A 24,738-nucleotide genomic window follows, 5' to 3' on the forward strand; every position below is an offset into this window, starting at 1 on the left:
CCAAAAACTATGAATATAGACAACGTTAATCAGAGCAAATTTTTAAGCTATATATTACGTCATAAGCCAGACTCCATTGGATTAACACTCGACGCTCAAGGTTGGGCGAAGCTAAGTGATTTGATTAAACTGGCCAATAAATCAGGTCAGACCCTAAACTTAGAAGACATTTTTGTCATTGTTAAAGAAGATGCCAAAGGACGATTTTCGCTGTCTGAGGATCGGCAATATATTCGAGCTGTGCAGGGTCACTCACTAAAAACAGTCGACTTAAAGCTGACTAAAGCCGTGCCTCCTCCTCATTTACTACATGGTACAGCTAAGCGCTTTATTGAGAGTATTAACACTCAAGGACTTATCCCTAAAGAGCGACAGTATGTACATTTAACCGAAGATATCAATACCGCAAGGCTGACAGGGATGCGTTATGGAAAACCTGTAGTATTAAATATTGACAGTCAAAAAATGCAGGTAGATGGATATAAGTTTTATCAAGCTGAAAATAATGTTTGGCTGACATTGACCGTCCCATCAACCTATATCACTGTAATTGAATAGCAATGACCGGAGTTACACGTATTTTTTAAAAGTACGTTACTTTTTATAGGGAATCTAAGCGTTTTGCAAATATAACGCTAACTTAAAGACATATTAGAGCTTACGATATTAAAACCCACCTTTAATCTAAAAAAGAATATGATCTTCTTTTTTCTATTCAGTTAATCTTCTCAGGGCTAGGGATAAACTTCAAAAGCCTTAAACTTAAGCAAATCTATTTAAACACTATGCACCCTGCCCTAACATGGCTTTTTAGCCCCGATTACAGCGGATATACTGCTAGGATTGGCATATTGCGTTGCTTGGTTGAGTCGTGGCGACGTGAAGCAAGCGACACGACTCAACCGTAGCAAACGCATTGCCGAGACTGGCAGATAGTAGCGACAAGCGGGATTAGCTCCGTTTACAGACATTTCAATCAACCGACGACAATCACACTTCAACGCTCTAACGATAACAATCCTCTTCTCACAATCCTCCTCTCACAATCCTCCTCTCACAATCATCCTCTAACAACCACATTCCACTACTAAAAGCTTAAAACGCAGGCTCGGTAAATAAACCTGCCCGCTCAAGCTCGCCTGCCAATGAAAACAAGGTCACTTCATCATTCATGCGTCCGATAAATTGCATGCCAATCGGTAAGCCTTTTGAACTCATTCCCAGAGGGACGGACATAGCGGGCAGTCCTGTGATATTGCCTAGCATTGTAAAAGACATTTTGCTAAGGACGGAGGCACTGAGCTTCTCAATTAAGCTTGAGTTGTGAATCCATTTACCAAGATTAACGCCTTTTTCCACCAGCCCAGTGACATTCATCATTAGCTCGTCTATACGGCTCGGATACAAGATGCCATGCTTGACTGCAGGGGTGGGCACGGTCGGACATAAAATCATGTCATATCGCTCAAGTAATAATCCTGTCTGATACTGAACGTCATGCCAGCCCTGCTTTGCCTTAAGCAAGTCTAAGACATTTAATGACCGCCCTATCATGGCCATATTGCGGGTCTGTGGCTCGAGATTGGCGACTTGATGCTTACCCCGACGCTGGCCTAAATCCTCTACGATATAAGCGGTATGTGCACAGACAACGGTGAAAAAATCTCGCCACATGGTATCTATATCTATCATCGGACTGTCATAAGATACCTGATGACCCATGCTTTCAAGCTGTTCACCGGTACTTTTTAAGACACTCAGTACTTGCTTTTCGGTCTTGGCACCGGGGAATAATGGGTCTGTCATGATGGCAATTTTGAGAGGTCTGGGCGGGGTCTGAGCAGCTTGAAGGAAACTACCTTGAGGCGGTTCGATAATAAATGCTGAGCCAATCTCTGCCCCTGCTGTTGCATCTAGCATAGCGGCACTATCACGTACGCTACGGGTGATGACATGATCAGTCACTGCCCCCTCCCACCTTTCGCCAAATAAAGGCCCACTAGGATTGCGGCCGCGGCTGGGTTTAAATCCAAACACCCCGCACCATGCTGCAGGGATACGTATTGAGCCACCGCCATCTCCTGAGCCTGCTATGGGGACGATGCCAGAGCTTACGGCCGCTGCACTTCCCCCTGATGAGCCGCCGCTGCTGTATCCTTTTTTAAAGGGGTTATGCGTGGGACCAAAGGACTTTGGTTCTGTGGTAATCATAAGACCAAACTCTGGAGTGTTGGTTTTACCAAAGGTGTTGACCCCTGATTTCCGCATTCGTCTGACTATCTCATTGTCGTTTTGTGGCACAATATGGACGCTACGACTGCCCAGCTTTATCGGTTCATCGGCAAATAAGAAGTTTAAGTCTTTAAGTAAATAAGGAACACCTGTAAATATCCCTTGGGGCAAACCCTCTTGGGCAGACTTAAAAGCGCGTTCATCAAATCGGTGAATAATGGCGTTAAGCTTAGGGTTCAGTTTATTAGCGAGGTGGATAGCGGCTTCAAGAGCTTCTTTGGCACTAATCTCACCAGATTTGATTAAGTTTGCTAATCCTATAGCATCATACTGTGGGTATTCTTTAAACATGGCGTTCCCTGCTCTATTAATTGTAGTCAAGAACTTTAATAGCATATATTAAAGTCATAATGAGTTAAAGGATATAAATAACTTAGTGCAATAAAACGTTGTGCAATAAAAAAGCCAAACTCTAAAGTTTGGCTTTTTATCAAAAAGTGCTTAATTTGATAACGATTACAGTGCTATTTAAAAACTAAGGCTTATATTACTTATTACATAGGTACTTACTACATAATAGCAACTTATTGCAAACGGACTTATTGCATAGGTACTTATTGCAAACGGACTTATTGCATAGGTACTTATTGCATAGGTACTTCCATTAGCAATACGCGAGAGTCCTCTAGCGCTTCAACATCAAAGCCTGAGGTATCGACAATACCCATACCGTCACGAGTATCCAAAACTTCATCACCGATTTTAACTTTACCCTCAATGATGAACGCATAAACACCATCTTTTTTGTCATTTTTCAGATCGTATTTTGCAGTCACACCCTTGTCAAGGTTGCCCATAGAGAACCAAGCATCTTGATGAATCCAGACGCCTGCGTCATCTGGGTTTGGTGATAAAATTTGACCAAATTCGTTTGGCTGCAACATATCAGCGATTTTAAGCTGCTGATAACGAGGCTCAACGCCTTGTTTATTTGGCATAACCCAAATCTGGAAAAACTTCACCGGCTCGCCAGCTTGACCATTCATCTCGCTGTGTGCAATACCTGTACCCGCTGACATCACTTGGATCTCACCGCTTTCGATAATACCATTAGTACCTATGGTGTCTTTGTGAGCCAATTTACCAGAGGTTGGGATAGAGATAATTTCCATATCACGGTGTGGGTGCGTACCGAAACCTTTGCCGCCTTCAACGTGGTCATCATTAATCACACGTAAAGCACCAAAGCCCATACGCTCTGGGTTGTAATAGTTTGCAAAGCTAAAAGTATGTTTGCTTTTTAGCCAACCATGGTTAGCATCACCACGAGTATCTGCTTTATGTACGATAGTTTTCATAGGGTATCCTCATTTTTATTATTTCGATTTAACGGGGCTATTATATCATGCAAAAATACTTAACTAATAGGTGCAATCGTTAACTTTAGTTTAAATGTGTAAATAATTCATTTAGATTTAAATTGATTGTTAAACCCTTATTAATAAAGGCAATTATGGCACTAATGTAAAATTAAAACGCACCCTATTACATTAATAACTCTCGCTTACCACTTTTGCCCATGGAGCTCACGAGACCCGCTTCTTCCATCGAATCTACAATACGTGCTGCTCGGTTATAGCCGATGCTAAACTTACGTTGAATACTGGAGGCCGATACTTTACGGGTCTCCATAACAAACGCAACGGCTTCATCATATAATGCATCATCTTCACCTGATGTATTGCCACCACTGCTACCACTCGGACTTGTCAGCTCGAAGTTACTTGCCATATTGTCGATATAATCGGGGGCGCCGCGCTCACGCCAAGCATCACACACTCGGTTGACCTCTTCATCACTCACGTAAGCGCCATGCACTCGATCAGGTTCAATCTGACCGGGGCCTAAGAACAGCATATCACCATTACCCAGCATATCCTCTGCCCCGCCAGCATCCAAAATAGTACGCGAATCTACTTTTGAATTGACACGTAATGCCGCTCGTACGGGGATGTTGGCTTTAATAAGACCGGTAATGACGTCGACTGAAGGACGTTGAGTCGCCAACATCAAGTGAATACCTGCCGCCCGTGATTTCTGAGCCAATCGGGTAATAAGCTCTTCAGCTTGCTTGCCGACTTGCATAATCATATCCGCAAATTCGTCTGCCACAATGACGATCATAGGTAAGGTCTTAAGCTTCGGCGCTTTATCAATACTAACGCTATCATTTGGGCGCCATAATGGATCTATCATTGGTCTGCCCGCCTTTTCAGCAGCGATGACTTTTTTATTAAATTCGCCTAGTTTACGTACCTTGAGTAGGCTCATTAACTGATAACGGCGCTCCATCTCTGCCACACACCACGATAAGGCACTTGCTGCTTCATTCATATCTGTCACAACTGGAGTGAGCAAATGCGGAATGTCATTGTAGTTGGCAAGCTCAAGCTGTTTGGGATCAATCAAAATTAATCGTAGCTCAGAGGGCTTGTACTTTAATAACATCGACAGTAGCATCGAGTTGACCAATACTGATTTACCCGATCCTGTCGTACCTGCCACCAGCATATGTGGCGCTCGGGCAAGGTCTGTAATAATAGGCTTACCCCCAATGTCTTTGCCCATTGCCATGCTAATTTGAGCTTTCGGATCTTTGTATTTGTCCGTTTCAAGCAGCTCAATCAATCGCACCATGGCACGTTTCTTGTTCGGCACTTCAATACCAATATAGGGCTTACCCGGTATCACCTCCACCACACGCAGAGATGCCATTGATAGTGAGCGTGCCAAATCGCGAGAAATACCCGTCACCTTGCTGGCTTTCACCCCTGCGGCTAATTCTACTTCAAAGCGAGTGACGACCGGACCAGGGATTGCATTTACAACCTCAGCCTTAACATTGAACTCTTGTAGCTTAATCTCTAACAGCTCTGATAATTGAGTAAGCTCTTGTTGAGTATAGCTAGGCTTACGATCTGGGTCAGGCTTATCTAAAATGCTCAGCTCAGGTATGGGACTTAAGCTTTCACGATGCTTGGCCGTTTGCATCGCACGACTCGCTGACGCAAAGGCAGCGTCATCATGGATCTCAGGTAGTGGCTCTATTACGTCTGCCTTATCATTATCGTCATTATCACTGTCATCATCTGGTACCATGTCTTCAATATGGTTGCTTGCATCGCCCTCAGGCGTTGCAAATCGAATGGTTGGCGTCACAGGCTGTGAGGACTTACTGTCGACTTCAACAGCATGCGGCTTTTTGGGATTTGAAGGTGGTGTATTGGTCGGCGTTAAATCAATAAAGGGCTCAGCGCTGGTGACAGTCTCTGATGTTAATTCTTCTTCAATTAGATTGTCGACATTTGAGTCATTACCTACTTTTTCACTCATTGCCTCGGCTTTATTGCTGCGTAACTGATACGCATCTTTAACAGGATTGATATACGTTGTGTCGTCAACAGTAGTACCAGCATGATCTGATTGGCTGTCTAGTGTCACGTTGGCTACTGGATCCTTTTCATCGGCAGGCTGAAGTGTTGAATCTTTACTATAATGGTAGTTATCATAGTTATTATTAGAGTTATCAGACTCATTTTCTTCTGTAACTGAGACACTGTTTGACTCTTCCTCTGTTGGGTTATGCGTCGTCGTTTCGCTACTTGTCTGGTCTGGTAGATTGCTCTCAGCCTTCTCCTCTACCTGATCATGACTGCTATTATTAGCAACTGACACTGGCAATGCTTGTTCATCAAGCAATTGATCAATAGCGTTTTGATCATTCCACGCAAAGCTCGGCTCTTGCTTTTTAATAGGTGAGTCTGATGTTGAGATGTTTGACGTCGAAGCAGACTGCTGTTCTTTTTGCAGACGGGCTTCTTCAGCCTCTTGTTCACGCAGCGATAGAATACTCTCTGTCAATCCCGAGTTTACTAAGAATTCGTCTAATACATTACTCAAAGCAGGGTTACCAAACTGCTGTTGTCCTTTAGAAGTCACATATGACCCTGAGTTCTCTTGAGCACTATTATATTCTGTTCGTTGATTAGATAGTGTTTGTCCTGATACTGTTTGTTCTGAGATTGTTTGTTCTGAGATTGCTTGTTCTGACAAGGCCTGCTCTGATAAGGCTTGCTCAGATAATCCCAGTCCAGACTCATCGTCCTCAAACTCATTCACCTGTAATGCTGCCTCATCAGAGGGATCTGGCAATTGTAGTTTTAGTTGATCATATATTGGCGATTGTTGAGTGCTATTGGAGGGACTTATACCAGACTCATCGGCGACAGAGGAGCGGTGAGCTATAGACACATTATCATCGAAGGCATCACTATTCTGATCAAGGTCATTTGTTTGAAGGTCATTTGTTTCATTTGAATCCATCATGCTGTCATGCAACATATCTTGCTTAGATTGACCTCGCAATCCGTTACCTAGCCATGACAAGCTAAATACGGCTTTAAACACTTGTCGCCAATGAATATCAAAGGCAAATGTTGCGGTTAATAGAGCAAACACCAGTAAGAATAAGCCTGCACCATATACGGTGAGTAATGAACTCAAGCGTATGGCAACCTCAGAACCTAAAATACCGCCAAAACGAGCACTATCGACTTCAGAATAGCCCAATAACAGCGGAATGACCGCAACCAATCCACTACTGGCTAAAAGTAAGAAGACATAACCGATAACTCTTAAAGGTCCGATAGCTAGCTGGCGTTGCCACCAGATACACAAACCCTCATAGGCCACAATCGCTATTAACCACCATGCTGACCACCCTAAAAAGGTATACAATAAGTCAGACAGCCAAGCCCCTGTTGCTCCGCCCATATTACTCACTTGCCCCATATCACTACTAATGCGTGACCAGCTCGGGTCATTAGGGGTATAGGTCAGTAGAATAACAAACACATATGCACTAAATACGACGGCAATTAACGTGAAAGTTATTCTTTTAAGGGTGTGAAGAAGGTGTGCCGTTGTCATTAATTATTCCTAACATTTAAAACTTATAAATAATAATTTTAAAACAAAGCCAATATGTTCAGCTTGCTACTATCAATCTAGAGTACAAATTATTAAAGGTAAAAATCATTAAAGGTAAAAATCGTTAAATCTGCTATTTTGCGATATTATGTCTTATCATTTGTTACGATGATAGACAAAGGTCTATAGAAAAGACCCTATTAAAAGAAACACACTTAACCTTGATTGTATAACCCTCTATAATAGCAAATTGCGATGTACTTTCGAGCTTCAGTTGGCTTATTTATCATATTAATAAATATCATCACTTAAACTCATTTGCTATTAAGCACCATTGACCCCATTCTATAGAACATAATAAATAAAATACTAGATTTTAGTCTTTAATACTATGTTTAACCCTTTTTAAGGAACCTTTATGCCACAAGACACTAAATCACCCCGTCACGAAAAACTCATTATCCTAGGATCAGGTCCTGCAGGCTATTCTGCAGCGGTCTATGCCGCTCGTGCAAACTTAAAGCCCGTTATCATCTCAGGTATGCAAGTTGGTGGGCAATTAACCACCACCACTGAGGTCGATAACTGGCCAGGCGATGCGCATGGTTTGACCGGACCAGATTTAATGATACGCATGAAGGCACATGCAGAGCGTTTTGGTACAGACATCGTCAATGATCATATTAACTCGGTAGATTTATCGAAGCGTCCATTTAAGCTTGAAGGTAATGCCGGTACTTATACCTGTGACGCCTTGATTATCGCCACTGGTGCTTCAGCTCAATACCTACAACTTGAGTCTGAAGAGAAGTTCAAGGGTCTAGGCGTTTCAGCATGTGCCACTTGTGATGGATTTTTCTATAAAGATCAAAAGGTAGCCGTTATCGGTGGCGGTAACACCGCGGTGGAAGAAGCCTTGTATCTGTCAAATATTGCTAATGAAGTGGTATTGGTACATCGCCGTGATAGCCTCCGTGCTGAGAAAATCCTGCAAGACAAGCTATTTGAAAAAGCCAAAAACGGCAATATTACCATCGAATGGAACCACCAAGTCCAAGAAGTCTTGGGCGACGATATGGGCGTCAATGGTATTGTGATCAAGTCCACCAAAGATGATAGCACCAAACAGATAGATGTACACGGTATGTTTGTCGCTATTGGTCATAAACCAAATACCGATATGTTTAAAGACCAATTGGATATGAAAGATGGCTATATTATCGTTAACAGCGGCATCCAAGGCAATGCGACTCAAACCAGTATTGAGGGCGTGTTTGCTGCAGGTGATGTGGCGGATAATGTCTATCGTCAGGCGATTACCTCAGCAGGTACGGGTTGTATGGCCGCTTTAGATGCTGAAAAGTATTTAGACTCTATCGGCGTCGCTCAGGCAACAGAGCATACCTATGACTCAACCTTGACTCAAGATGCCAATGCTTAATTTTTGCCATTATTCGATTTGGCCATTATAGGTTATGATCAGCTTTAATTTTACCCCGTTCTTCAAAGGTGCTATTTAATTTTTAATAGCACCTTTTTTAATTATTTAGCTTAAGTTAGCTAAGCAATATGCCCTTGTCAGGCACTTGGTATAATAACTAGGTCTTGTTATAGTAGACACAGACAGACTCAAATATACTAAGCATAACTTACCTTTAATCATAATGGATGCTTTTGTGCCGACTACGAATCTTTGCCAAAGCCAAACGCAGCCTGATAGCTCTCAGAGCTGTGATCTACCACACGAAGACTCGGCTATCACACCTAGCAATACGTTATTTAACAGTCGCTTTATCTTCCCAAACCCGATTGAGGTAGACCCTGATGGATTAGGACTGGTGGCTATGGGTGGTGATCTTGCCCCGCAGACGCTTTTGTCCGCTTACACTCAAGGTTTATTTCCTTGGTTTAATGAAGATGAGCCCATTGCATGGTGGTGCCCTGAGCCTCGTTGTGTCTTAGACCCGACGACCTTTACACCAAGCAAATCGCTTAAGCGTTTGGTTAAATCAAGCAACTGGCAATGGTCTATTAATAGCGCGTTTGAATCGGTCATCCAAGCCTGTAGCCTACCACGTAGTTATGCAGAAGATACTTGGATTCATGATGAAATGATCGATGCTTATACTCAGCTTCATGACTTAGGCTTTGCTCACAGTATTGAAATTTGGGATGGGCAGCGCTTAATCGGAGGTCTATATGGCCTAAAAATTGGTCAAATCTATTTTGGTGAATCCATGTTCCATCATGTCAGTAATGCCTCAAAAGTCGCTTTTTGGGCCTTAAATAACTTTTGCCACTATACGAATGTCCAACTGATAGACTGTCAGCTTCCAAACGATCACCTTAAAAGCTTAGGTGCTGGCATCATGCCCCGAGACGCCTTTTTAAATATTTTAAATCAGCTTATCGCTCAAAAGAGCGTTGATTGGCATGACTTCTCCAATCAACATTACACTGTAAACGCTTTGATTACTGATCATAAGCCCCTATCTATTAGAGCGAAGTAGATGCAACATACGTTAGATAATGAAGTGAGTCTGTCCAACTTTGATGTTCAAAGTTCACTCAGACTATCCCCTGTTGAACTGTGCAGTTATATGCCAAATCGGCTCTCTCAGCTGACATTTATGGTATTGCCAGAGGATAAAGTCATCGGATCTGACTTATACACTGCGCTTAGTCATCAAGGGTTCCGGCGCAGTGGCTCTGCATTTTATAAGCCAAGCTGTTCACACTGTCTACAGTGTATTTCTTGCCGTGTGGTGGTGGATGACTTTAGTCCATCTCGTCGTTATCGCAAAATATTAAACCGCAATAAGGATGTAAGTTTAACCCTCATACCAGCGTCTGAATCCTCTCATGAACATTATGGCTTATATCAAAGGTATATTTCAGCGCGTCATAAAGATGGCGATATGTATCCACCTAGCCTACAAACCTTTGAGCAGTTTTTAATGCAGTCCCCTGCTGATACGGTATTTATGGAGTTTAGAGAGCCTTCAGGCCAGCTCATTGCTGTAGCGGTTACCGACAAAATCTTGGATGGCCTATCTAGTATCTATACTTTTTTTGACCCTGATCCTAGGTTTAACTCGCGTAGTTTAGGTGTATTTTGCATCTTAAAGCAAATTGAGACTGCCAAAAGTTTTGCACTCCCTTACGTGTATCTTGGTTATTGGATACCTAGTGTCAAAAAGATGAGCTATAAAACTGACTATTTACCAATGGATTTGTTTTTTAATCGTCAATGGCATCGCTTTGAAGAGATGCCAGATCTAAACGAACTAATGGCCTTATTAGATACCAAACAACTGCAAATCAAGTTTTAATTTGTCTTTAAGGATTCTATCTACCTTATCTAAAAATTAACCTATCGAGGAAGGCTTATTCAAGCCTGAACAAGATAAGCAATTTAATGGAAAAGGTATTTTTTAAGTGCTAAATCTCAGATGACTCTCGAAACTCCATAATTAAAGCATCACATCGCTCATTGGTGTTGTTTATTGATGAAGAGTAATATCCTTTTCGCTTATGGATAATAGAAAAACCAATTTTCTGATACAGCGTAATGGCGGCTATATTGTCTTCACGCACCTCTAACAATATTTTTTCAACTCCTGTATCTGGCATCTGTTTGATTTTATGTCTGATAAGTCCTTCAGCAAGACCTCGACGCTGAAACTTAGGATGTGTGCCTATTCGTAAGATTTCAGCAACCTCAAATACCTGGCTCCAAATACAATAGGCCATCACTTGATCCTCACCGTCAAGATTACCTTCATTACCTTTATCACTCCCATCATCAGATGACGGTGAGTCAATATCTAATGTCACCCAGCACTCGTTTATTTCTTGACTTAATAGGTCGTTAATACTCTGCTCATCCCAATAGTCTAGCGGCTGGATTAAACGTTCAATATCGGCAATTTTCGATACTAGCGTATTATCCCTGCTATCATTAGTAACCTTACATAGTAGTGGTGTTTTCTTAATAGTGGGTTTACTGATAGCTGTTTTATTACTAGAAGGTTTATCGGTATTCATCGCCTAGTTTCCAATCCAATATCCTATTTTATAAGATCGAGCATTATTATATAGGAAGGGCTTTATAAAAAAAGCCTTCAATCAATAGATTGAAGGCTTTTAATTTTTAGCTATCCGGACGAATTGTCCATTTAACCTAACTTAATTTGACCTTTAAAGCTTGCTGGTTAATTCAGGTAATGCTTCAAATAAATCAGCTTCTAAGAAATAATCAGCAACAGAGGCAATTGGCGCTTCTGGATCATTGTTGATTGCAACAATAACTTTAGAGTCTTTCATACCCGCTAAATGCTGGATAGCACCTGAGATACCGGCTGCAATATATAAGTTTGGTGCAACGATTTTACCTGTTTGACCTACCTGCATATCGTTTGGCACATAACCTGCGTCAACGGCTGCACGAGATGCACCAATAGCAGCCCCAATCTTATCAGCAAGTGGCTCAATATATTTAGTGAAGTTTTCACCATTCGCTAATGCACGACCACCAGATACAACGATCTCAGCTGACGTTAACTCTGGACGGTCTGATTTAGCAAGCTCTTCGCTAACGAAGCTTGATTTGCCAGCATCTTGAGAATTATCAAGCTCTTCGATTGATGCAGAACCCCCTTCAGCAGCAGCAGGGTCAAATGCCGTAGTACGAACCGTTACTAACACTTTGTCTTCTGAGGTTTTAACAGTAGCGATAGCGTTACCAGCATAGATAGGACGCTGGAACGTATGTGCATCTTCAACTTTCATGATGTCGGTTAGCATACTAACGTCTAGCAGTGCTGCTACGCGAGGCATAAAGTTTTTGCCGTTAGTGGTCGCTGGTGCAACGATATGGCTATAGTCGCCCGCTAAATCTTTTACTAATAAAGCAACATTTTCTGCAAGTTGATATTCATAGGCTGGGCTATCCACACATATTACTTTGCTAACACCAGCGACTTTAGATGCTTGTTCAGCCACTGGCTGACAACCTGAACCTGCGACTAGCACATGGATGTCGCCACCCATCTCTGATGCAGCGGTAACGGTGCTTAAAGTTGCCTTTTTTAATTCGGCATTGTCATGTTCTGCATATACTAAAATTGCCATGAGAGTATTATCCTTTCTAATAATTATATGAGATTATGATTTGGTAACGGTTACAAGCTTGTCACGCATAATACTAATCATATTTTTTCAGATTTATAAGAAGTCCATTCATCAATTAAATGACTTTTGCTTCATTTCTTAATTTGTCGATTAGCTCATCAACCGACCCTACTTTCACACCGGCAGAACGCTCAGGTGGTGGGGTTACTTTGATGATTTCTTGCTTAGAACCCATCTCAACACCAAAGTCAGCAGGTGACTTTGTATCAAGAGGCTTCTTCTTAGCTTTCATGATGTTAGGAAGCTTAGCATAACGTGGTTCGTTTAAACGTAAGTCAGTGGTGATCACCGCAGGTAGAGGTAACTCGACCGTTTGTAAACCACCATCGATTTCACGAGTCACGTTGACTTTATCGCCTTCAACCTTAACTTCTGAAGCAAACGTACCTTGACCAATACCCATTAACGCAGCAAGCATTTGACCAGTCTGGTTATTATCGTCATCGATAGCTTGTTTACCCAATAGGATAATATCAGTACCTTCTTGCTCTACAATCCCTTTAAGGATTTTAGCAACTTGTAGAGGATATGGCTTATCACTCGTTTCTACCAAGACGCCACGGTCTGCACCCAACGCTAATGCCGCACGAATTTGTTCTTGAGCTTCTTTAGGTCCAATTGAGGCAACGATAACTTCATCCACAACGCCCGCTTCTTTTAAGCGTACCGCCTCTTCTACAGCAATCTCACAAAATGGGTTGATAGACATCTTAGTGTTGCTAAGATCAACGCCAGAATTATCAGCTTTAACGCGAACTTTTACGTTATAGTCAATCACACGCTTAACAGCGACTAATGCTTTCATACGTTCCTCGTTTATTTATGTTATGAATTTTTAAAATGAACAATGTAGTGCTAGCAATATAAATAATCTTACTAAACACGTCGGAATTAATTCTTATACATCTTAGCCAATATAATGGATAATATATATAACAATTTGTAGGATTTAATTAACAGATTATCGTCTGGTTATTTTTTTATGAAAGTGCCTTTATCAAACTAGCTAATATTTCACTAGCTCACCGTCTACCAGTTCAGAAAGACACCGCATCTACATCTATAACAACCATTTTTTTGCAATGCTGCCAATATAAATAAAGATTAATTATTAAAGTCTATTATATTGCGTGACCAACCCAATTAGGTCAAGCCATTGCCGTGAATAAAGGGTCATAAATTTTTTCTTCAAATGATAGAGACATAACTTAACTCAAATTTAGTCATTTGACATTCAAATAAAAATAAGAGGTTAGTGACTCTACAGTAAGTAATATTTAACCGAATCATTGAATAGTAGTCATTGAATAGAAATTGCAGCTAAAATTTAAGATAAAAAAAAGACAACCTAAAGGTTGTCTTTTTAAGATACCATCTTCTTTATAGAAGATAAGCATCAATTGTAGAATTTAAGCTACAACAAATTATTCAGCAGATTCGATTTGTTCAGCTTGTGGACCTTTTTGGCCTTGACCTAAAACGAAAGTAACTTTTTGACCTTCAGCTAGAGTTTTGAAGCCACTACCTTGAATAGCACTGTAATGAGCAAATACGTCTTGACCGCCATCGTCTTGTGCGATGAAACCAAAACCTTTAGCTTCGTTGAACCACTTAACAGTACCTTGAACACGTTCTGACATAACTTTTCCTAATATAAAATTGATTTAACTTTAGTCATGATGCTTTTAACTTGGCAACTATTTTGTGTGTGTTGCTTCTGTAGAAAGCGTAAATCGAGTATTACCGATTAGAATGTTGACTAATCTTCACTCTAATAAATAAAAACTTTAAATACACATCTACAATTAATTGCAGTCATGTTTGAATTAGTAGCGTGCTAATTATTTAACGAGCTAGCTAATCAAAAAGTAACTTACTTACTATGGGTTAGTATAACAGCTTTATAGCACATGTCATACTAATATCTTATCTTTTAGTTATTTTGATGTAACTTATATTGTTATTTATGAAGCATTATATTATTTAATTTTACTAGGCGTAAAATTGAGTCTTTAAAAACGCCATTACCTCAGCATAAATAGTGGGATTTTATAACTCTCTTACTGACTAAGTTTCATAGGGTGCAATACCCTATTTTAAAAGTAAAAGACCACTATTTTCACCCTGTATATTTCTAGGACGTTGATATAAAAGCTATATTAGGTATATAAGAGGATGCTAATACCAGCACACATAGGGCAAAGTAGACCACAGAAAAAGACTGACTAAAAGCAATATAAGACTTAGGAATCACTAAGTTGTCGGGTTTATCAGGCAGGCCTTGACGTTTTAATAAACGACTGCCATATACCCAACCTGACACTGTATAAATGAGATAGACCACAGGTACCACCAAATATAATGGCTTAAAATCGTAAAAATAAATGACTGATATTGAGATGAAAACCCATATCGTACCGATAATAGTCGATATTTTGAAGAATTTCGATGTGGGCATTTTACCTTGGTTTCTTCTTAAGATCTGCCCTTCTATTCCTATTAATACAGCAACGACAGCACTTAAAAAAACATAGGTAGTTTGCGGATTAATCTGAGTAAGCCACTGGGTATCCATAGTATAACGTTTTCCAATTGAGTATATTTTAAGACGGAACAGATGCCAAGCATCCATACAAAGCAAAATTAAAAGGTCCACACGTCTGTTGACACATGGACCTTTATTGATAGCCATTGAACTTATTTAGTAAGTATAACCTATCAATTCTCTATATGAGCCTTATACAGTATTAGTTTTTATCTTTATCAATGATTTTGCTACTACCGATCCATGGCATCATTGCGCGAAGCTTAGCACCTGTCTTCTCAATCTCATGATCAGCATTATTACGACGACGAGCTGTCATTGAAGGATAATTTGTCGCGCCCTCAGAGATAAACATCTTAGCATATTCACCAGACTGGATACGTTTTAACGCATTGCGCATGGCTTCTCGAGACTGCTCATTGATCACTTCAGGACCAGTGACGTATTCACCATATTCAGCATTGTTACTGATAGAGTAGTTCATATCAGCGATACCGCCCTCATACATTAAGTCAACGATAAGCTTCAGCTCATGTAAACACTCAAAGTAAGCCATTTCTGGCGCATAGCCGGCTTCAGTTAAGGTCTCAAAGCCCATTTTAACCAGCTCAACAGCACCACCGCACAGGACAGCTTGCTCACCAAATAAGTCAGTTTCTGTCTCATCTTTGAACGTAGTCTCAATAATACCTGAACGACCACCGCCGACACCGGCTGCATAAGATAAGGCAACTTGCTTCGCTTGACCAGAGGCATCTTGATAGATAGCGATTAAATCGGGAATACCACCGCCTTTGGTAAATTCAGAGCGGACAGTATGACCTGGCGCTTTTGGTGCAACCATGATCACATCTAAATCTTTACGCGGCACCACTTGGTTATAGTGGATAGCAAAGCCATGAGCGAAGGCAAGGGTTGCACCTTGTTTAATATTTGGCTCAATCACATCTTCGTATAACGCTTTTTGGAACTCATCCGGCGTTAAGATCATGACAATATCAGCAGCTTGTACTGCATCTGCCACTTCTGCCACATTAAGGCCTGCATTTTCTGCTTTCTTCCAAGAGCCTGAACCGGCACGTAGACCAACCGTCACGTCAACACCAGAGTCTTTTAGGTTTAGCGCATGGGCATGACCTTGTGAACCGTAACCAATAATGGCTAATTTTTTACCTTGAATGATAGATAAGTCACAATCTTTATCGTAATAAACGTTCATAATTTAGTCCTTTTTTATATACTCTTAATGAGTGTGGTTAGTAATAATATATGTTGATAATTAACTTAAAAATTTAATGAAAAATACTTTATTATTAAACTATTTTATAAATCCAGTGTCTTGGCTTTATGATGTCGCCTGTTAAAAAAACTGGCTTTAACCTATGACATAAGCTCTTTTATAGTTTAGACGCTAAGCGTACGCTCTCCACGAAGGATACCGATAACACCAGAGCGGACTACTTCCAAAATACGATCGCGACCGATAACCTCGATAAACCCGTCAAGCTTTTCTTGATCGCCCACAATCTGTATGGTGTAAAGATTGGAGGTCACGTCAACGACTTGAGCCCGAAAGATGTCTGCACTGCGCTTCACTTCATCACGGGCACTGCCTGTGGCACGTACTTTAATAAGCATCAACTCACGCTCAACATGACCATTGTCCGTTAAGTTAATCACTTTAACGACTTCGATAAGCTTGTGCAAATGTTTCGTGATTTGCTCAATCTTTTCGGAGCTTGCATTGGTCGTCAATGTTAACCGAGAAATAGACTGATCTTCTGTTGGCGCAACGTTCAACGTCTCAATATTGTAGCCACGTTGTGAAAATAGTCCAACAAGGCGTGATAGCGACCCAGCTTCGTTTTCCATTAGTACAGAGATTAGATGTTGTTGCATTAGGTACGCTCCCCTTTTGATAACCACATATCGCGCATAGACTGACCGGCTACTTGCATAGGATACACATGCTCGTGGCGATCAACATAGACGTCAATAAATACCAGCTTATCCTTCATAGCAAGTGCTTCAGCAAGCTGCGCCTCTAACTTGTCAGGATCTGTGATTTTGACACCCACATGACCATAACTTTCAGCAAGCTTAACAAAATCAGGCAAGGACTCCATATAAGACGAGGCATGACGGCCATCATACAACATATCTTGCCATTGTTTTACCATACCAAGCTGAGCATTATTTATGCACAAAATCTTAACCGGCAACCCATATTGGAAACAGGTAGATAGCTCTTGGATATTCATCTGAATAGAGCCTTCACCGGTAATACAGACCACATCACGCTCAGGCTCAACCAATTTGGCGGCCATCGCATAAGGCAGACCAACGCCCATTGTTCCTAAACCACCAGAGTTTAGCCACTGGCGAGGTTCATCATATTTGTAATATAAGGCAGCAAACATCTGATGCTGTCCCACATCGCTGGTAATAATCGCTTTACCTTCAGTGATCTCATACAATTTTTCAACGACGGTTTGCGGCTTAATGCCTTCATCGGTATTGGTGTCATATCGTAGACCATGACGCTTACGCCATTCATTAATTTGTGACCACCAATCAAGTAATGCTGGCTGATCGAGCTGTTTATCTTCACCATCAAGCAAGCCCAATATGTCACTCAACACGGACTTGACATCACCGACAATGGGGATATCCGCCATGATAGTCTTTGAAATAGACGCCGGATCAATATCAATATGAATAATAGTGGCATTAGGACAGAACTTTTGCACATTGTTGGTCACGCGGTCATCAAAGCGTGCGCCAACCGCCATAATGACATCTGCATGGTGCATCGTCATATTGGCTTCATAAGTACCGTGCATACCTAGCATACCTAAGAACTGACGGTCTGACCCTGGAAAAGCACCCAATCCCATTAGCGTATTGGTCACCGGCAGATTTAACTGATGTGCCAATTGTCTCAGCTCTTCATGGGCATTACCCAAAATAACACCACCGCCTGAATATAAAATAGGACGCTTAGCAGATAATAGGGCTTCTACTGCTTTTTTAATCTGACCACTGTGACCTTTAACCGAAGGCTGGTACGAGCGAATATTAACCGACTTAGGATAGTTGTATTCAAACTTCTCATGCGGGGCTGTGGTGTCTTTAGGAATATCGATCACAACCGGACCTGGACGACCAGACTGTGCAATATAAAACGCTTTTTTAACTATCGATGGAATCTCACTAGCATGACGCACTTGGAAACTGTGTTTCACGATTGGACGTGATACCCCGACCATATCTGTCTCTTGAAACGCATCATCACCGATAAGGTATCTTGGTACCTGACCTGAAATGACGACCATCGGAATAGAGTCCATAAATGCTGTAGCGATGGCGGTCACTGTATTGGTCGCGCCTGGACCTGACGTGGCAAGTACCACACCAGGCTTTCCCGTTCTCCGTGAATAAGCATCCGCCATGTGACCGGCAGCTTGCTCATGACGCACCAACAAATGCTCAATAGTGTCTTGTTTGAAAATTGCATCATATATATGCAACACGGCGCCACCGGGGTAACCAAAAATATACTCAACGCCTTCATCAATTAAAGACTGGACAAGCATTTCGCCGCCAGAGAGCATTATTGGCCCCTCGCCATTTTCTAAAAGTTCACGCTTCTTACCAAAATTAATGGCAGCGTGCGCTGATTGAGTATGCCCTGTCATATTAGGGCTTTGGGTTGTTTGGGTCACTGTCATCACCTTTTGTATTGCGGGATGTTATTAAGGCTCTTATCTCATCTTTAGTGTTTGTGTGACCTTAAAACGGATAAACCATTTTTAGATCTGATAAACCAAAGACATTAATAAAAATTGCGGGTTAGCAAAGCATACTTCGTGTATACGCCTAATATATCGAGTGGTGTTAAAAGTACAGGTAGCCGTTATCAGACTTTAACGCTGTAGCGACTCGGTTACTAACTCATTTAATGACTAATTAAGTTGATAATTGCTTGAATCATCAACCAGTTAGATTAATAAATAAGTAAGTTATTACCTACTTTTAATGCCACACAAATTCTAATTTTAAACATTTTTAATTCGTTAATGCCATATTTTTTAATAACCCTTCAGGCATGGCAAAAAATACCATCAGGCATTAGCCATGTGATATGAGCGCTTACGGTTACAGTGACTTTTAATACTATTTGAGGACTATACTATTTTTGCTACTGCTTCACTATAAATACAAATATGAGTTAACCATGTAACGTCATATAAAGTTTTATGAGTCAATCCAGTTAAGCTAAACCTTACTAAGAGTAAGAATGTAGGACACTAGACAAATAGATAGAAAATAGATAAGTAAAAATAGGGATTAAGACGTTAACAAGATCGATGTGTGGGATTGATTGGCTAAAATAACCGCCAAAACGTCACATTAAACATCCAAATCGGGTTAAAAAAGGGACAGATCAAATGACTCAATCTGATACCTTTTACTCTTACTTTGATACCCTGCAATCCGAATCCACTTGTGACATAAACTGTCATGCACAAATATTTCAGATTGATTACTTAGTCGCTGTAGACCGATAAGTCCCAGAATTATTGGCAGTTAATAAAAAATACTGCCTAATTCATCACATTTAAAGAGGCCAACCTAAAGCGGATGGTAATCCTGCGATAGTGGCAACTTTATAGCTACCTAACTCGGTAAGTGAGATAACCGACTAATCAAAGTCCTATAATCGGATGTTTTGGCGCCGTTGTCAACAAAATAAATTTAATAAACTAACTAACCAATAGTCATCATTTCTAATTTCAGCTCATATATCTTGCTTTATCTTGTTAACAAAAGACAATAAGCGGGTAAAATATAACCGATTAATGCCATTGTTCAAGTAAACTAATCATATACGACACGTGGACTAAACTTAGGCTAAATATAGACGTAACCTTAATAACATGCTGTCAAAAAATAGAAAAGATACGCTAGCTATTAGCCGTTAGCGTTATTACTGACGTACCAAACGGCTTGGCGCAGGTAACAAGCTTGGATCACTGACTCTGCAGGGATTAATATCGATGCCACCACGGCGCGTATACCATGCTCTGACCATCAGCTTAGAGGGGTTAAAAGCTTGACTAAGGTCCGCAAATATTTGCTCTACACACTGCTCATGAAAGCCATTGTGCTGACGGAAACTTAAAATATAGTGTAATAAATTGGCATCATGCACTGGCTCAGCTGTCGTCATGTCGATAGCAAGTGTCCCCCAATCGGGCTGATTGGTCACTGGACAGTTGCTGCGCAGTAAGTTGGAATAATACTGATGATGCGTCACAATGTTGTCAGCACTCTCAATTTGGTTATTCATATTTGATTGCAGGCTTTCTTTAACTGGGCTGTCTTTTAATTGGTTGCCTGTTGATGAGCTGTCTTTTAATTGTTGACCTTTTAATAAAGTAGCATCAGGATGCTCGACCAACTCAATTTTGACCGTAGAATGTTGTAAGGCATTATCAAGACACTGACCTAGCGGCTGAGAAACGAGAAAGCCAGAATCGGCGCTATCACATGATGGATGACTCTCTTGGTCTAAAGGTGCTACCTCGAAGAGCTCAACATCGACCTTTGCGCCCACACAGTCCGATAAGTCCTTTGCAATGGTCTGCTGCACACTTTCCCAACTGGCAAACTCTGTAAAATTTAAGCTATTTAAATAAAGCTTAAGCGACTTGGATTCGACAATGTTAGGTGAGCTTGCCGGAATAGCAAAGCGCGCAATCGCCACTTGAGACAACCCTTGAGGCGTTAACCACGATACCTCAAACGCATGCCACCAGTCTACGCCGATGGCAAGTTTATCAGCTTGCCATCCAATATGTTGACGACCCAATGCCCTTGGAATCGCATATAAGGTATCTGGTTGGTAGGTTTTGGGATAGCTGGTCGTTTCCCCTAAGACACCATGGATACTCATGACATTTTCCTTTCAAATTTTGACAAAATACTGACTTAAACTACAAACGTAAACGTGACCCGTTATCAAGTAGGCGATAGGCAATAGTGTAAAAGATCACACAAAATACAAATATTGCTGCCATCGAATACCATACATTGACATCAGAATAGCCCAAAATACCAAAGCGAAACGAGTTGACCATATACACAATTGGATTTAATAAAGACACGTTTTGCCAAAATGGCGATAGGTTTTCTAATGAGTAAAATACCCCGCCCAAATAAGTCAAAGGGGTTAACACAAAGCTTGGAATAATAGAGATATCATCAAAAGAGCGTGCAAAAACCGCATTAATAAAGCCACCCAAAGAAAATAAAATAGACGTCCCTAATACCGTAAATAACATCACGAAGATGTGCTCTACCCCAAGACTGGTAAAGAACTGAGCCACGATTGATACAATCAGCGCAATCATCAAGCCACGGAATACCCCACCGCTGACATAGCCCAGTAGGATGGAGTGCTTGGACACTGGTGACACCAACAGCTCTTCAATACTTGAGGTGAATTTGGCACTAAAAAAGCTCGATACGACATTCGAGTAGCTATTGGTAATGACCGACATCATGATAAGACCCGGCACAATAAACTGCATATAAGGCACACCGCCCATGTCCCCGACTCGTGAGCCGATCATCTTACCAAATATCACAAAGTACAAGCTCATGGTAATGACAGGGGGCAGTAAGGTCTGTGGCCAAATTCGTAGAATACGACGCACTTCCTTAATAACGATAGTCCGAAAGGCGATCATTCTTTGTGCGACGGTTAAGCCATCATTATGATGATGCCTAACAGCCTTAGTCGTTTGATTATTGATATCAGTCATAGTCCAGCCTCCCTCATACTGTCTTTATTCGCCACGCCTTGCTCTACCAAACGCATAAACAGCTCCTCCAAACGGTTGGCTTTATTACGCATACTGGCCACTTCGATACCCATCTGATTTAACTGCTCAAACACCTTATTTAGCGACTCACTTTCTGTCAGCGTCACCTCGATAGTTTGAGGATCTGTTTGCACTATACCGGTCACGCCAGTAAGTTCAATGTTATGACTGACGGGCTTTTCAAGATCTAATACGAAGGTTTCAATTGACAATTGACCCAATAACTCTTTCATCTCAGTATTAATACGAATTTCGCCATGATCTAAAATAGCGATATAGCGACACAATTGTTCTGCTTCTTCCAAATAATGAGTGGTTAAAATAATCGTGGTATTTTCTTCCTCATTTATTTGCTGCATAAACTCCCACATCGATCGGCGCAGCTCAATATCCACCCCAGCTGTCGGCTCATCAAGTATTAACAGCTTTGGCTTATGAATTAATGCTCTGGCAATCATTAATCGTCGCTTCATCCCGCCTGATAGCTCACGTGCCTTATTGTTACGTTTATCCCAAAGCCCCAATGACGTGAGTAACTTCTTAGCTCGTGGCTTCGAGTCTTTGGCAGGTATCCCAAAGTAACCAGCCTGCGTAATCAGAATATCTTCGACTTTTTCAAACTGATTAAAGTTAAACTCTTGCGGGACGACACCCAGATACTGCTTAGCAATAGACGGATTTTCAAGTAAATCAGTACCAAAAATCTTGACACTGCCCTCGGTAGGCTTAAACAAAGAGCTTATGATACCAATCATGGTCGATTTCCCGGCACCATTTGGCCCTAGTAGTGCAAAGAAGCCCCCTTGAGGTACCGTAAGATTGACATTTTTTAGCGCGGCAAATCCGTTGCCGTATATTTTAGAGAGGTTATGAACTTGTAAGGCAGGACTTGCCGTTGGCGTTGTATTAGTCATAGAATCACATATAAATTAGTCGAATGAAAGTCAATAAGCCTTATATGGGTGTAAAACAAGATATTTAAAGCCAGTTATCCTAATCTTGATGTTTGACGAGATGTTGAATTCACTTTATACGAGACTTCATTCACATCACAAAAAAACGCTCACCGGTTGGTAAGCGTTTTAATAAAATCAACAGCTTAGTCTCTATTTTACTAGGCTTATTACATCACATTGTAAGACCTAGATGGGTATAGATGGTTGTATTTATTAGCCAATATTAGTCAAGATATGGCTTAAAATAAATACTAATCTATCTTAAGTATTAGCTTGATTGACTCACCATATAGTCTACGGCGTTATGAACTTCTTCATCAGGGATATCGGCACCACCTCTAGCTGGCATCGCATTAAAGCCATTGATAGCATGGTTATAAAGAGTCTCTTTACCTTTCGCGATACGAGGACCCCAAGCACCAGCATCACCCACTTTAGGCGCACCAGCAATACCGGCTGCGTGACAGGTATGACAAATCGCATCAAATACCGCTTTACCCTCACGTGGTTTACCATCAGCAGAAGCACCGGCAGACGCTGTTAAGGTAATATCACAGTTCTCATCCCCTTCAAAACAAACTTTGGCATAGGGGCTGATACGTTCGACAAGTTGTGGATATAAAGCGACAAGTTTTTTGACCTGAGGCGTGTCTTCAGGGATTGGTTCTGGTTCAGCCGGCTTAGCTGGCGCAGCTGCTACCTCGGCACCATCTTCTGTGGCTTCTGTGGCTTTTGTCGCACCATCAGCAGCCGCATCTGTTGCTTCTGCGCCGGCAGCCACATCCATAGTGTTCGTGTCACTGGTGGCTTGCGTGGTCGCATCTGCTGTTGCCTCAGTAGTAGCAGCGGCTGGATCAATGACGTCTTCAGCTTGGCTTAAAGATATACCTGATAAACCAAGAATAGCGGCGGCGGTTAACATCACGATTTTTTTCATGCGTCACAATCTCTTTTTAGAGCGACATACTTAAGCTTCTGTTGCTGTTAATTTGGCAATAATGGCTAAGCAAGCTTAAATAGTCGAGTATGTTTGATTGAATTATTTTAGCGTATCACAATTAAAACAGTATAAAATTCTTTTCCCTAATATTATAAGGGTAAAAGGGGACTAAAAGCCATGATTGAATAGTGACTATATCGACAAATGATTGTTTGCAGTACTTATATACAGCTTTCTTATATGCCACAATAATTGTCGTCATAGTTACCAATATTATGCTTATCTTTCATCTGTCAGGCGCTAATGTATCAAATTTACTCCTTACTTGTCATTTATAATCAGCGATACCATTGGTTTTTTGGGTCATTTTTGCTAAACTAGCCTGCTTAAAACAGGTTACTGATTCAATAGATCTATTGAGCAATATCAACAAGCTTTTTTAGATGAATAGAATACTTAATCAATTTGCTTAATAGGCCGTTCTATTTTGACGTACTATTAAAAAAGTTCAGCAGTTTGATATTTCAAGTAGTCTACATGTTAAATCAGCTCGTTTTTAGCTTTATAAACATGCGCTTGTAGCTCAGTTGGATAGAGTATCGGCCTCCGAAGCCGAGGGTCGTGGGTTCGATTCCCGCCAAGCGCACCATCATCGTACTTTCAACATTACCCTTCATTACCTCAAAGATTCTCAAGCCTTTATTTATCAGCATCTTATTATCCTAAAGTAACTTGTCATTACCTAGCATACTCTCATCATTACCGAGTAACCCTTCTAAAATGTTGTATATATCTTAATCTAAAGTTTAAACAAACAACTTAAAAGATAGATCTATTTAAACATAGAATCCAAGAGTTTTCATCTGTTCGCTTTCGTCTCCCTTTATTATACCCCCCTCTTATCTAACATCACGTTCACAAAGTACCCTTTCAAAATCCTACATAAAACGACACTCATTGTCGCTTAACAGTATCTTCAGTATTGCTTACTTA

19 protein-coding genes and 1 tRNA gene are annotated in these 24,738 nt (G+C 41.0%); 5 read left to right on the forward strand and 15 right to left on the reverse strand.

The features are described from left to right. Window positions 1-9: 9 nt before the first annotated feature. Window positions 10-558 (forward strand): RNA 2'-phosphotransferase, encoded by a 549-nt coding sequence (locus AC21OG_RS01300; RefSeq protein WP_487377490.1) that lies wholly within the window; start codon window positions 10-12, stop codon window positions 556-558. Between the two features lie 537 nt (window positions 559-1,095). Here the strand turns inward: AC21OG_RS01300 and AC21OG_RS01305 are convergent. The 3 genes from AC21OG_RS01305 to AC21OG_RS01315 all read right to left on the reverse strand — a co-directional run bounded on the left by AC21OG_RS01305 (window position 1,096) and on the right by AC21OG_RS01315 (window position 7,221). Beyond that, window positions 1,096-2,583 (reverse strand): amidase, encoded by a 1,488-nt coding sequence (locus AC21OG_RS01305; RefSeq protein WP_487377492.1) that lies wholly within the window; start codon window positions 2,581-2,583, stop codon window positions 1,096-1,098. A gap of 293 nt (window positions 2,584-2,876) precedes the next feature. Then, window positions 2,877-3,590 (reverse strand): pirin family protein, encoded by a 714-nt coding sequence (locus AC21OG_RS01310; protein WP_486547280.1) that lies wholly within the window; start codon window positions 3,588-3,590, stop codon window positions 2,877-2,879. A 187-nt stretch (window positions 3,591-3,777) separates the two neighbouring features. Next, window positions 3,778-7,221 (reverse strand): DNA translocase FtsK, encoded by a 3,444-nt coding sequence (locus tag AC21OG_RS01315; protein ID WP_487377493.1) that lies wholly within the window; start codon window positions 7,219-7,221, stop codon window positions 3,778-3,780. Between the two features lie 418 nt (window positions 7,222-7,639). On the opposite strand from AC21OG_RS01315, the gene trxB reads away from it, so the two are divergent. From trxB to AC21OG_RS01330, 3 genes are all read left to right on the forward strand, one after another. Further along, window positions 7,640-8,662, forward strand: coding sequence for a thioredoxin-disulfide reductase (gene trxB / locus AC21OG_RS01320; protein ID WP_487377494.1), 1,023 nt, complete (start codon window positions 7,640-7,642; stop codon window positions 8,660-8,662). 235 nt (window positions 8,663-8,897) lie between these two features. Beyond that, complete coding sequence (aat, locus tag AC21OG_RS01325) at window positions 8,898-9,731, forward strand: leucyl/phenylalanyl-tRNA--protein transferase (protein WP_487377495.1); 834 nt, start codon at window positions 8,898-8,900, stop codon at window positions 9,729-9,731. Beyond that, the gene (locus AC21OG_RS01330) at window positions 9,732-10,553 is read left to right on the forward strand and encodes an arginyltransferase (protein ID WP_487377496.1); all 822 of its coding nucleotides are present in this window, start codon (window positions 9,732-9,734) and stop codon (window positions 10,551-10,553) included. 109 nt (window positions 10,554-10,662) lie between these two features. Here AC21OG_RS01330 and AC21OG_RS01335 read toward each other — a convergent pair whose 3' ends face one another. The 12 genes from AC21OG_RS01335 to AC21OG_RS01390 all read right to left on the reverse strand — a co-directional run bounded on the left by AC21OG_RS01335 (window position 10,663) and on the right by AC21OG_RS01390 (window position 23,742). Then, on the reverse strand, window positions 10,663-11,268 hold the full coding sequence (locus AC21OG_RS01335) for a GNAT family N-acetyltransferase (protein ID WP_487377497.1): 606 nt from the start codon (window positions 11,266-11,268) through the stop codon (window positions 10,663-10,665). 153 nt (window positions 11,269-11,421) lie between these two features. Further along, the gene (locus tag AC21OG_RS01340) at window positions 11,422-12,354 is read right to left on the reverse strand and encodes an electron transfer flavoprotein subunit alpha/FixB family protein (RefSeq protein WP_487377498.1); all 933 of its coding nucleotides are present in this window, start codon (window positions 12,352-12,354) and stop codon (window positions 11,422-11,424) included. Window positions 12,355-12,469: 115 nt separating this feature from the next. Continuing rightward, complete coding sequence (locus AC21OG_RS01345; protein ID WP_486547287.1) at window positions 12,470-13,219, reverse strand: electron transfer flavoprotein subunit beta/FixA family protein; 750 nt, start codon at window positions 13,217-13,219, stop codon at window positions 12,470-12,472. Window positions 13,220-13,838: 619 nt separating this feature from the next. Further along, window positions 13,839-14,054, reverse strand: a complete 216-nt coding sequence (locus AC21OG_RS01350) for a cold-shock protein (protein ID WP_007394029.1) — start codon at window positions 14,052-14,054, stop codon at window positions 13,839-13,841. A 494-nt stretch (window positions 14,055-14,548) separates the two neighbouring features. Further along, the gene (locus AC21OG_RS01355) at window positions 14,549-15,106 is read right to left on the reverse strand and encodes a hypothetical protein (protein WP_487377499.1); all 558 of its coding nucleotides are present in this window, start codon (window positions 15,104-15,106) and stop codon (window positions 14,549-14,551) included. Between the two features lie 55 nt (window positions 15,107-15,161). After that, complete coding sequence (gene ilvC / locus AC21OG_RS01360) at window positions 15,162-16,178, reverse strand: ketol-acid reductoisomerase (protein ID WP_487377500.1); 1,017 nt, start codon at window positions 16,176-16,178, stop codon at window positions 15,162-15,164. A 185-nt stretch (window positions 16,179-16,363) separates the two neighbouring features. Next, window positions 16,364-16,858 carry an acetolactate synthase small subunit gene (gene ilvN / locus AC21OG_RS01365; protein WP_486547290.1) on the reverse strand — a complete coding sequence of 165 codons (495 nt, stop codon included), beginning with the start codon at window positions 16,856-16,858 and terminating at the stop codon, window positions 16,364-16,366. Beyond that, entirely contained in the window at window positions 16,858-18,573 is a 1,716-nt protein-coding gene (locus AC21OG_RS01370) for an acetolactate synthase 3 large subunit (RefSeq protein WP_487377614.1), read from the reverse strand. The genes ilvN and AC21OG_RS01370 overlap by 1 nt, the downstream gene beginning before the upstream one ends. A gap of 1,376 nt (window positions 18,574-19,949) precedes the next feature. Further along, window positions 19,950-20,918, reverse strand: a complete 969-nt coding sequence (locus AC21OG_RS01375) for an NADPH-dependent 7-cyano-7-deazaguanine reductase (RefSeq protein ID WP_487377501.1) — start codon at window positions 20,916-20,918, stop codon at window positions 19,950-19,952. A 40-nt stretch (window positions 20,919-20,958) separates the two neighbouring features. Beyond that, on the reverse strand, window positions 20,959-21,714 hold the full coding sequence (locus tag AC21OG_RS01380) for an ABC transporter permease (protein WP_487377615.1): 756 nt from the start codon (window positions 21,712-21,714) through the stop codon (window positions 20,959-20,961). A 71-nt stretch (window positions 21,715-21,785) separates the two neighbouring features. Continuing rightward, window positions 21,786-22,763: an ABC transporter ATP-binding protein gene (locus AC21OG_RS01385; RefSeq protein WP_486547292.1), complete on the reverse strand. Its 978-nt coding sequence runs from the start codon at window positions 22,761-22,763 to the stop codon at window positions 21,786-21,788. Between the two features lie 310 nt (window positions 22,764-23,073). Then, window positions 23,074-23,742: a c-type cytochrome gene (locus AC21OG_RS01390; protein WP_487377503.1), complete on the reverse strand. Its 669-nt coding sequence runs from the start codon at window positions 23,740-23,742 to the stop codon at window positions 23,074-23,076. Between the two features lie 575 nt (window positions 23,743-24,317). Here AC21OG_RS01390 and AC21OG_RS01395 point away from each other — a divergent pair. After that, a tRNA-Arg gene (locus AC21OG_RS01395) sits at window positions 24,318-24,394 on the forward strand. The last annotated feature ends 344 nt before the right edge of the window (window positions 24,395-24,738 follow it).

The sequence above is a fragment of the Psychrobacter sp. CX5 genome (assembly GCF_057621535.2).

Excerpts from the sequence above, each read along its gene's own strand:
- AC21OG_RS01350 (WP_007394029.1), bottom strand. The coding sequence starts at position 14,054 with ATGTCAGAACGTGTTCAAGGTACTGTTAAGTGGTTCAACGAAGCTAAA.
- AC21OG_RS01335 (WP_487377497.1), bottom strand. The coding sequence starts at position 11,268 with ATGAATACCGATAAACCTTCTAGTAATAAAACAGCTATCAGTAAACCC.
- AC21OG_RS01330 (WP_487377496.1), top strand. The coding sequence starts at position 9,732 with ATGCAACATACGTTAGATAATGAAGTGAGTCTGTCCAACTTTGATGTT.
- AC21OG_RS01305 (WP_487377492.1), bottom strand. The coding sequence starts at position 2,583 with ATGTTTAAAGAATACCCACAGTATGATGCTATAGGATTAGCAAACTTA.
- AC21OG_RS01390 (WP_487377503.1), bottom strand. The coding sequence starts at position 23,742 with ATGAAAAAAATCGTGATGTTAACCGCCGCCGCTATTCTTGGTTTATCA.
- AC21OG_RS01315 (WP_487377493.1), bottom strand. The coding sequence starts at position 7,221 with ATGACAACGGCACACCTTCTTCACACCCTTAAAAGAATAACTTTCACG.
- AC21OG_RS01355 (WP_487377499.1), bottom strand. The coding sequence starts at position 15,106 with ATGGCTATCAATAAAGGTCCATGTGTCAACAGACGTGTGGACCTTTTA.
- AC21OG_RS01300 (WP_487377490.1), top strand. The coding sequence starts at position 10 with ATGAATATAGACAACGTTAATCAGAGCAAATTTTTAAGCTATATATTA.
- AC21OG_RS01385 (WP_486547292.1), bottom strand. The coding sequence starts at position 22,763 with ATGACTAATACAACGCCAACGGCAAGTCCTGCCTTACAAGTTCATAAC.
- trxB (WP_487377494.1), top strand. The coding sequence starts at position 7,640 with ATGCCACAAGACACTAAATCACCCCGTCACGAAAAACTCATTATCCTA.
- AC21OG_RS01370 (WP_487377614.1), bottom strand. The coding sequence starts at position 18,573 with ATGCTCTCTGGCGGCGAAATGCTTGTCCAGTCTTTAATTGATGAAGGC.
- ilvN (WP_486547290.1), bottom strand. The coding sequence starts at position 16,858 with ATGCAACAACATCTAATCTCTGTACTAATGGAAAACGAAGCTGGGTCG.
- AC21OG_RS01375 (WP_487377501.1), bottom strand. The coding sequence starts at position 20,918 with ATGAGTATCCATGGTGTCTTAGGGGAAACGACCAGCTATCCCAAAACC.
- AC21OG_RS01380 (WP_487377615.1), bottom strand. The coding sequence starts at position 21,714 with ATGATCGCCTTTCGGACTATCGTTATTAAGGAAGTGCGTCGTATTCTA.
- ilvC (WP_487377500.1), bottom strand. The coding sequence starts at position 16,178 with ATGAACGTTTATTACGATAAAGATTGTGACTTATCTATCATTCAAGGT.
- AC21OG_RS01340 (WP_487377498.1), bottom strand. The coding sequence starts at position 12,354 with ATGGCAATTTTAGTATATGCAGAACATGACAATGCCGAATTAAAAAAG.
- AC21OG_RS01345 (WP_486547287.1), bottom strand. The coding sequence starts at position 13,219 with ATGAAAGCATTAGTCGCTGTTAAGCGTGTGATTGACTATAACGTAAAA.
- AC21OG_RS01310 (WP_486547280.1), bottom strand. The coding sequence starts at position 3,590 with ATGAAAACTATCGTACATAAAGCAGATACTCGTGGTGATGCTAACCAT.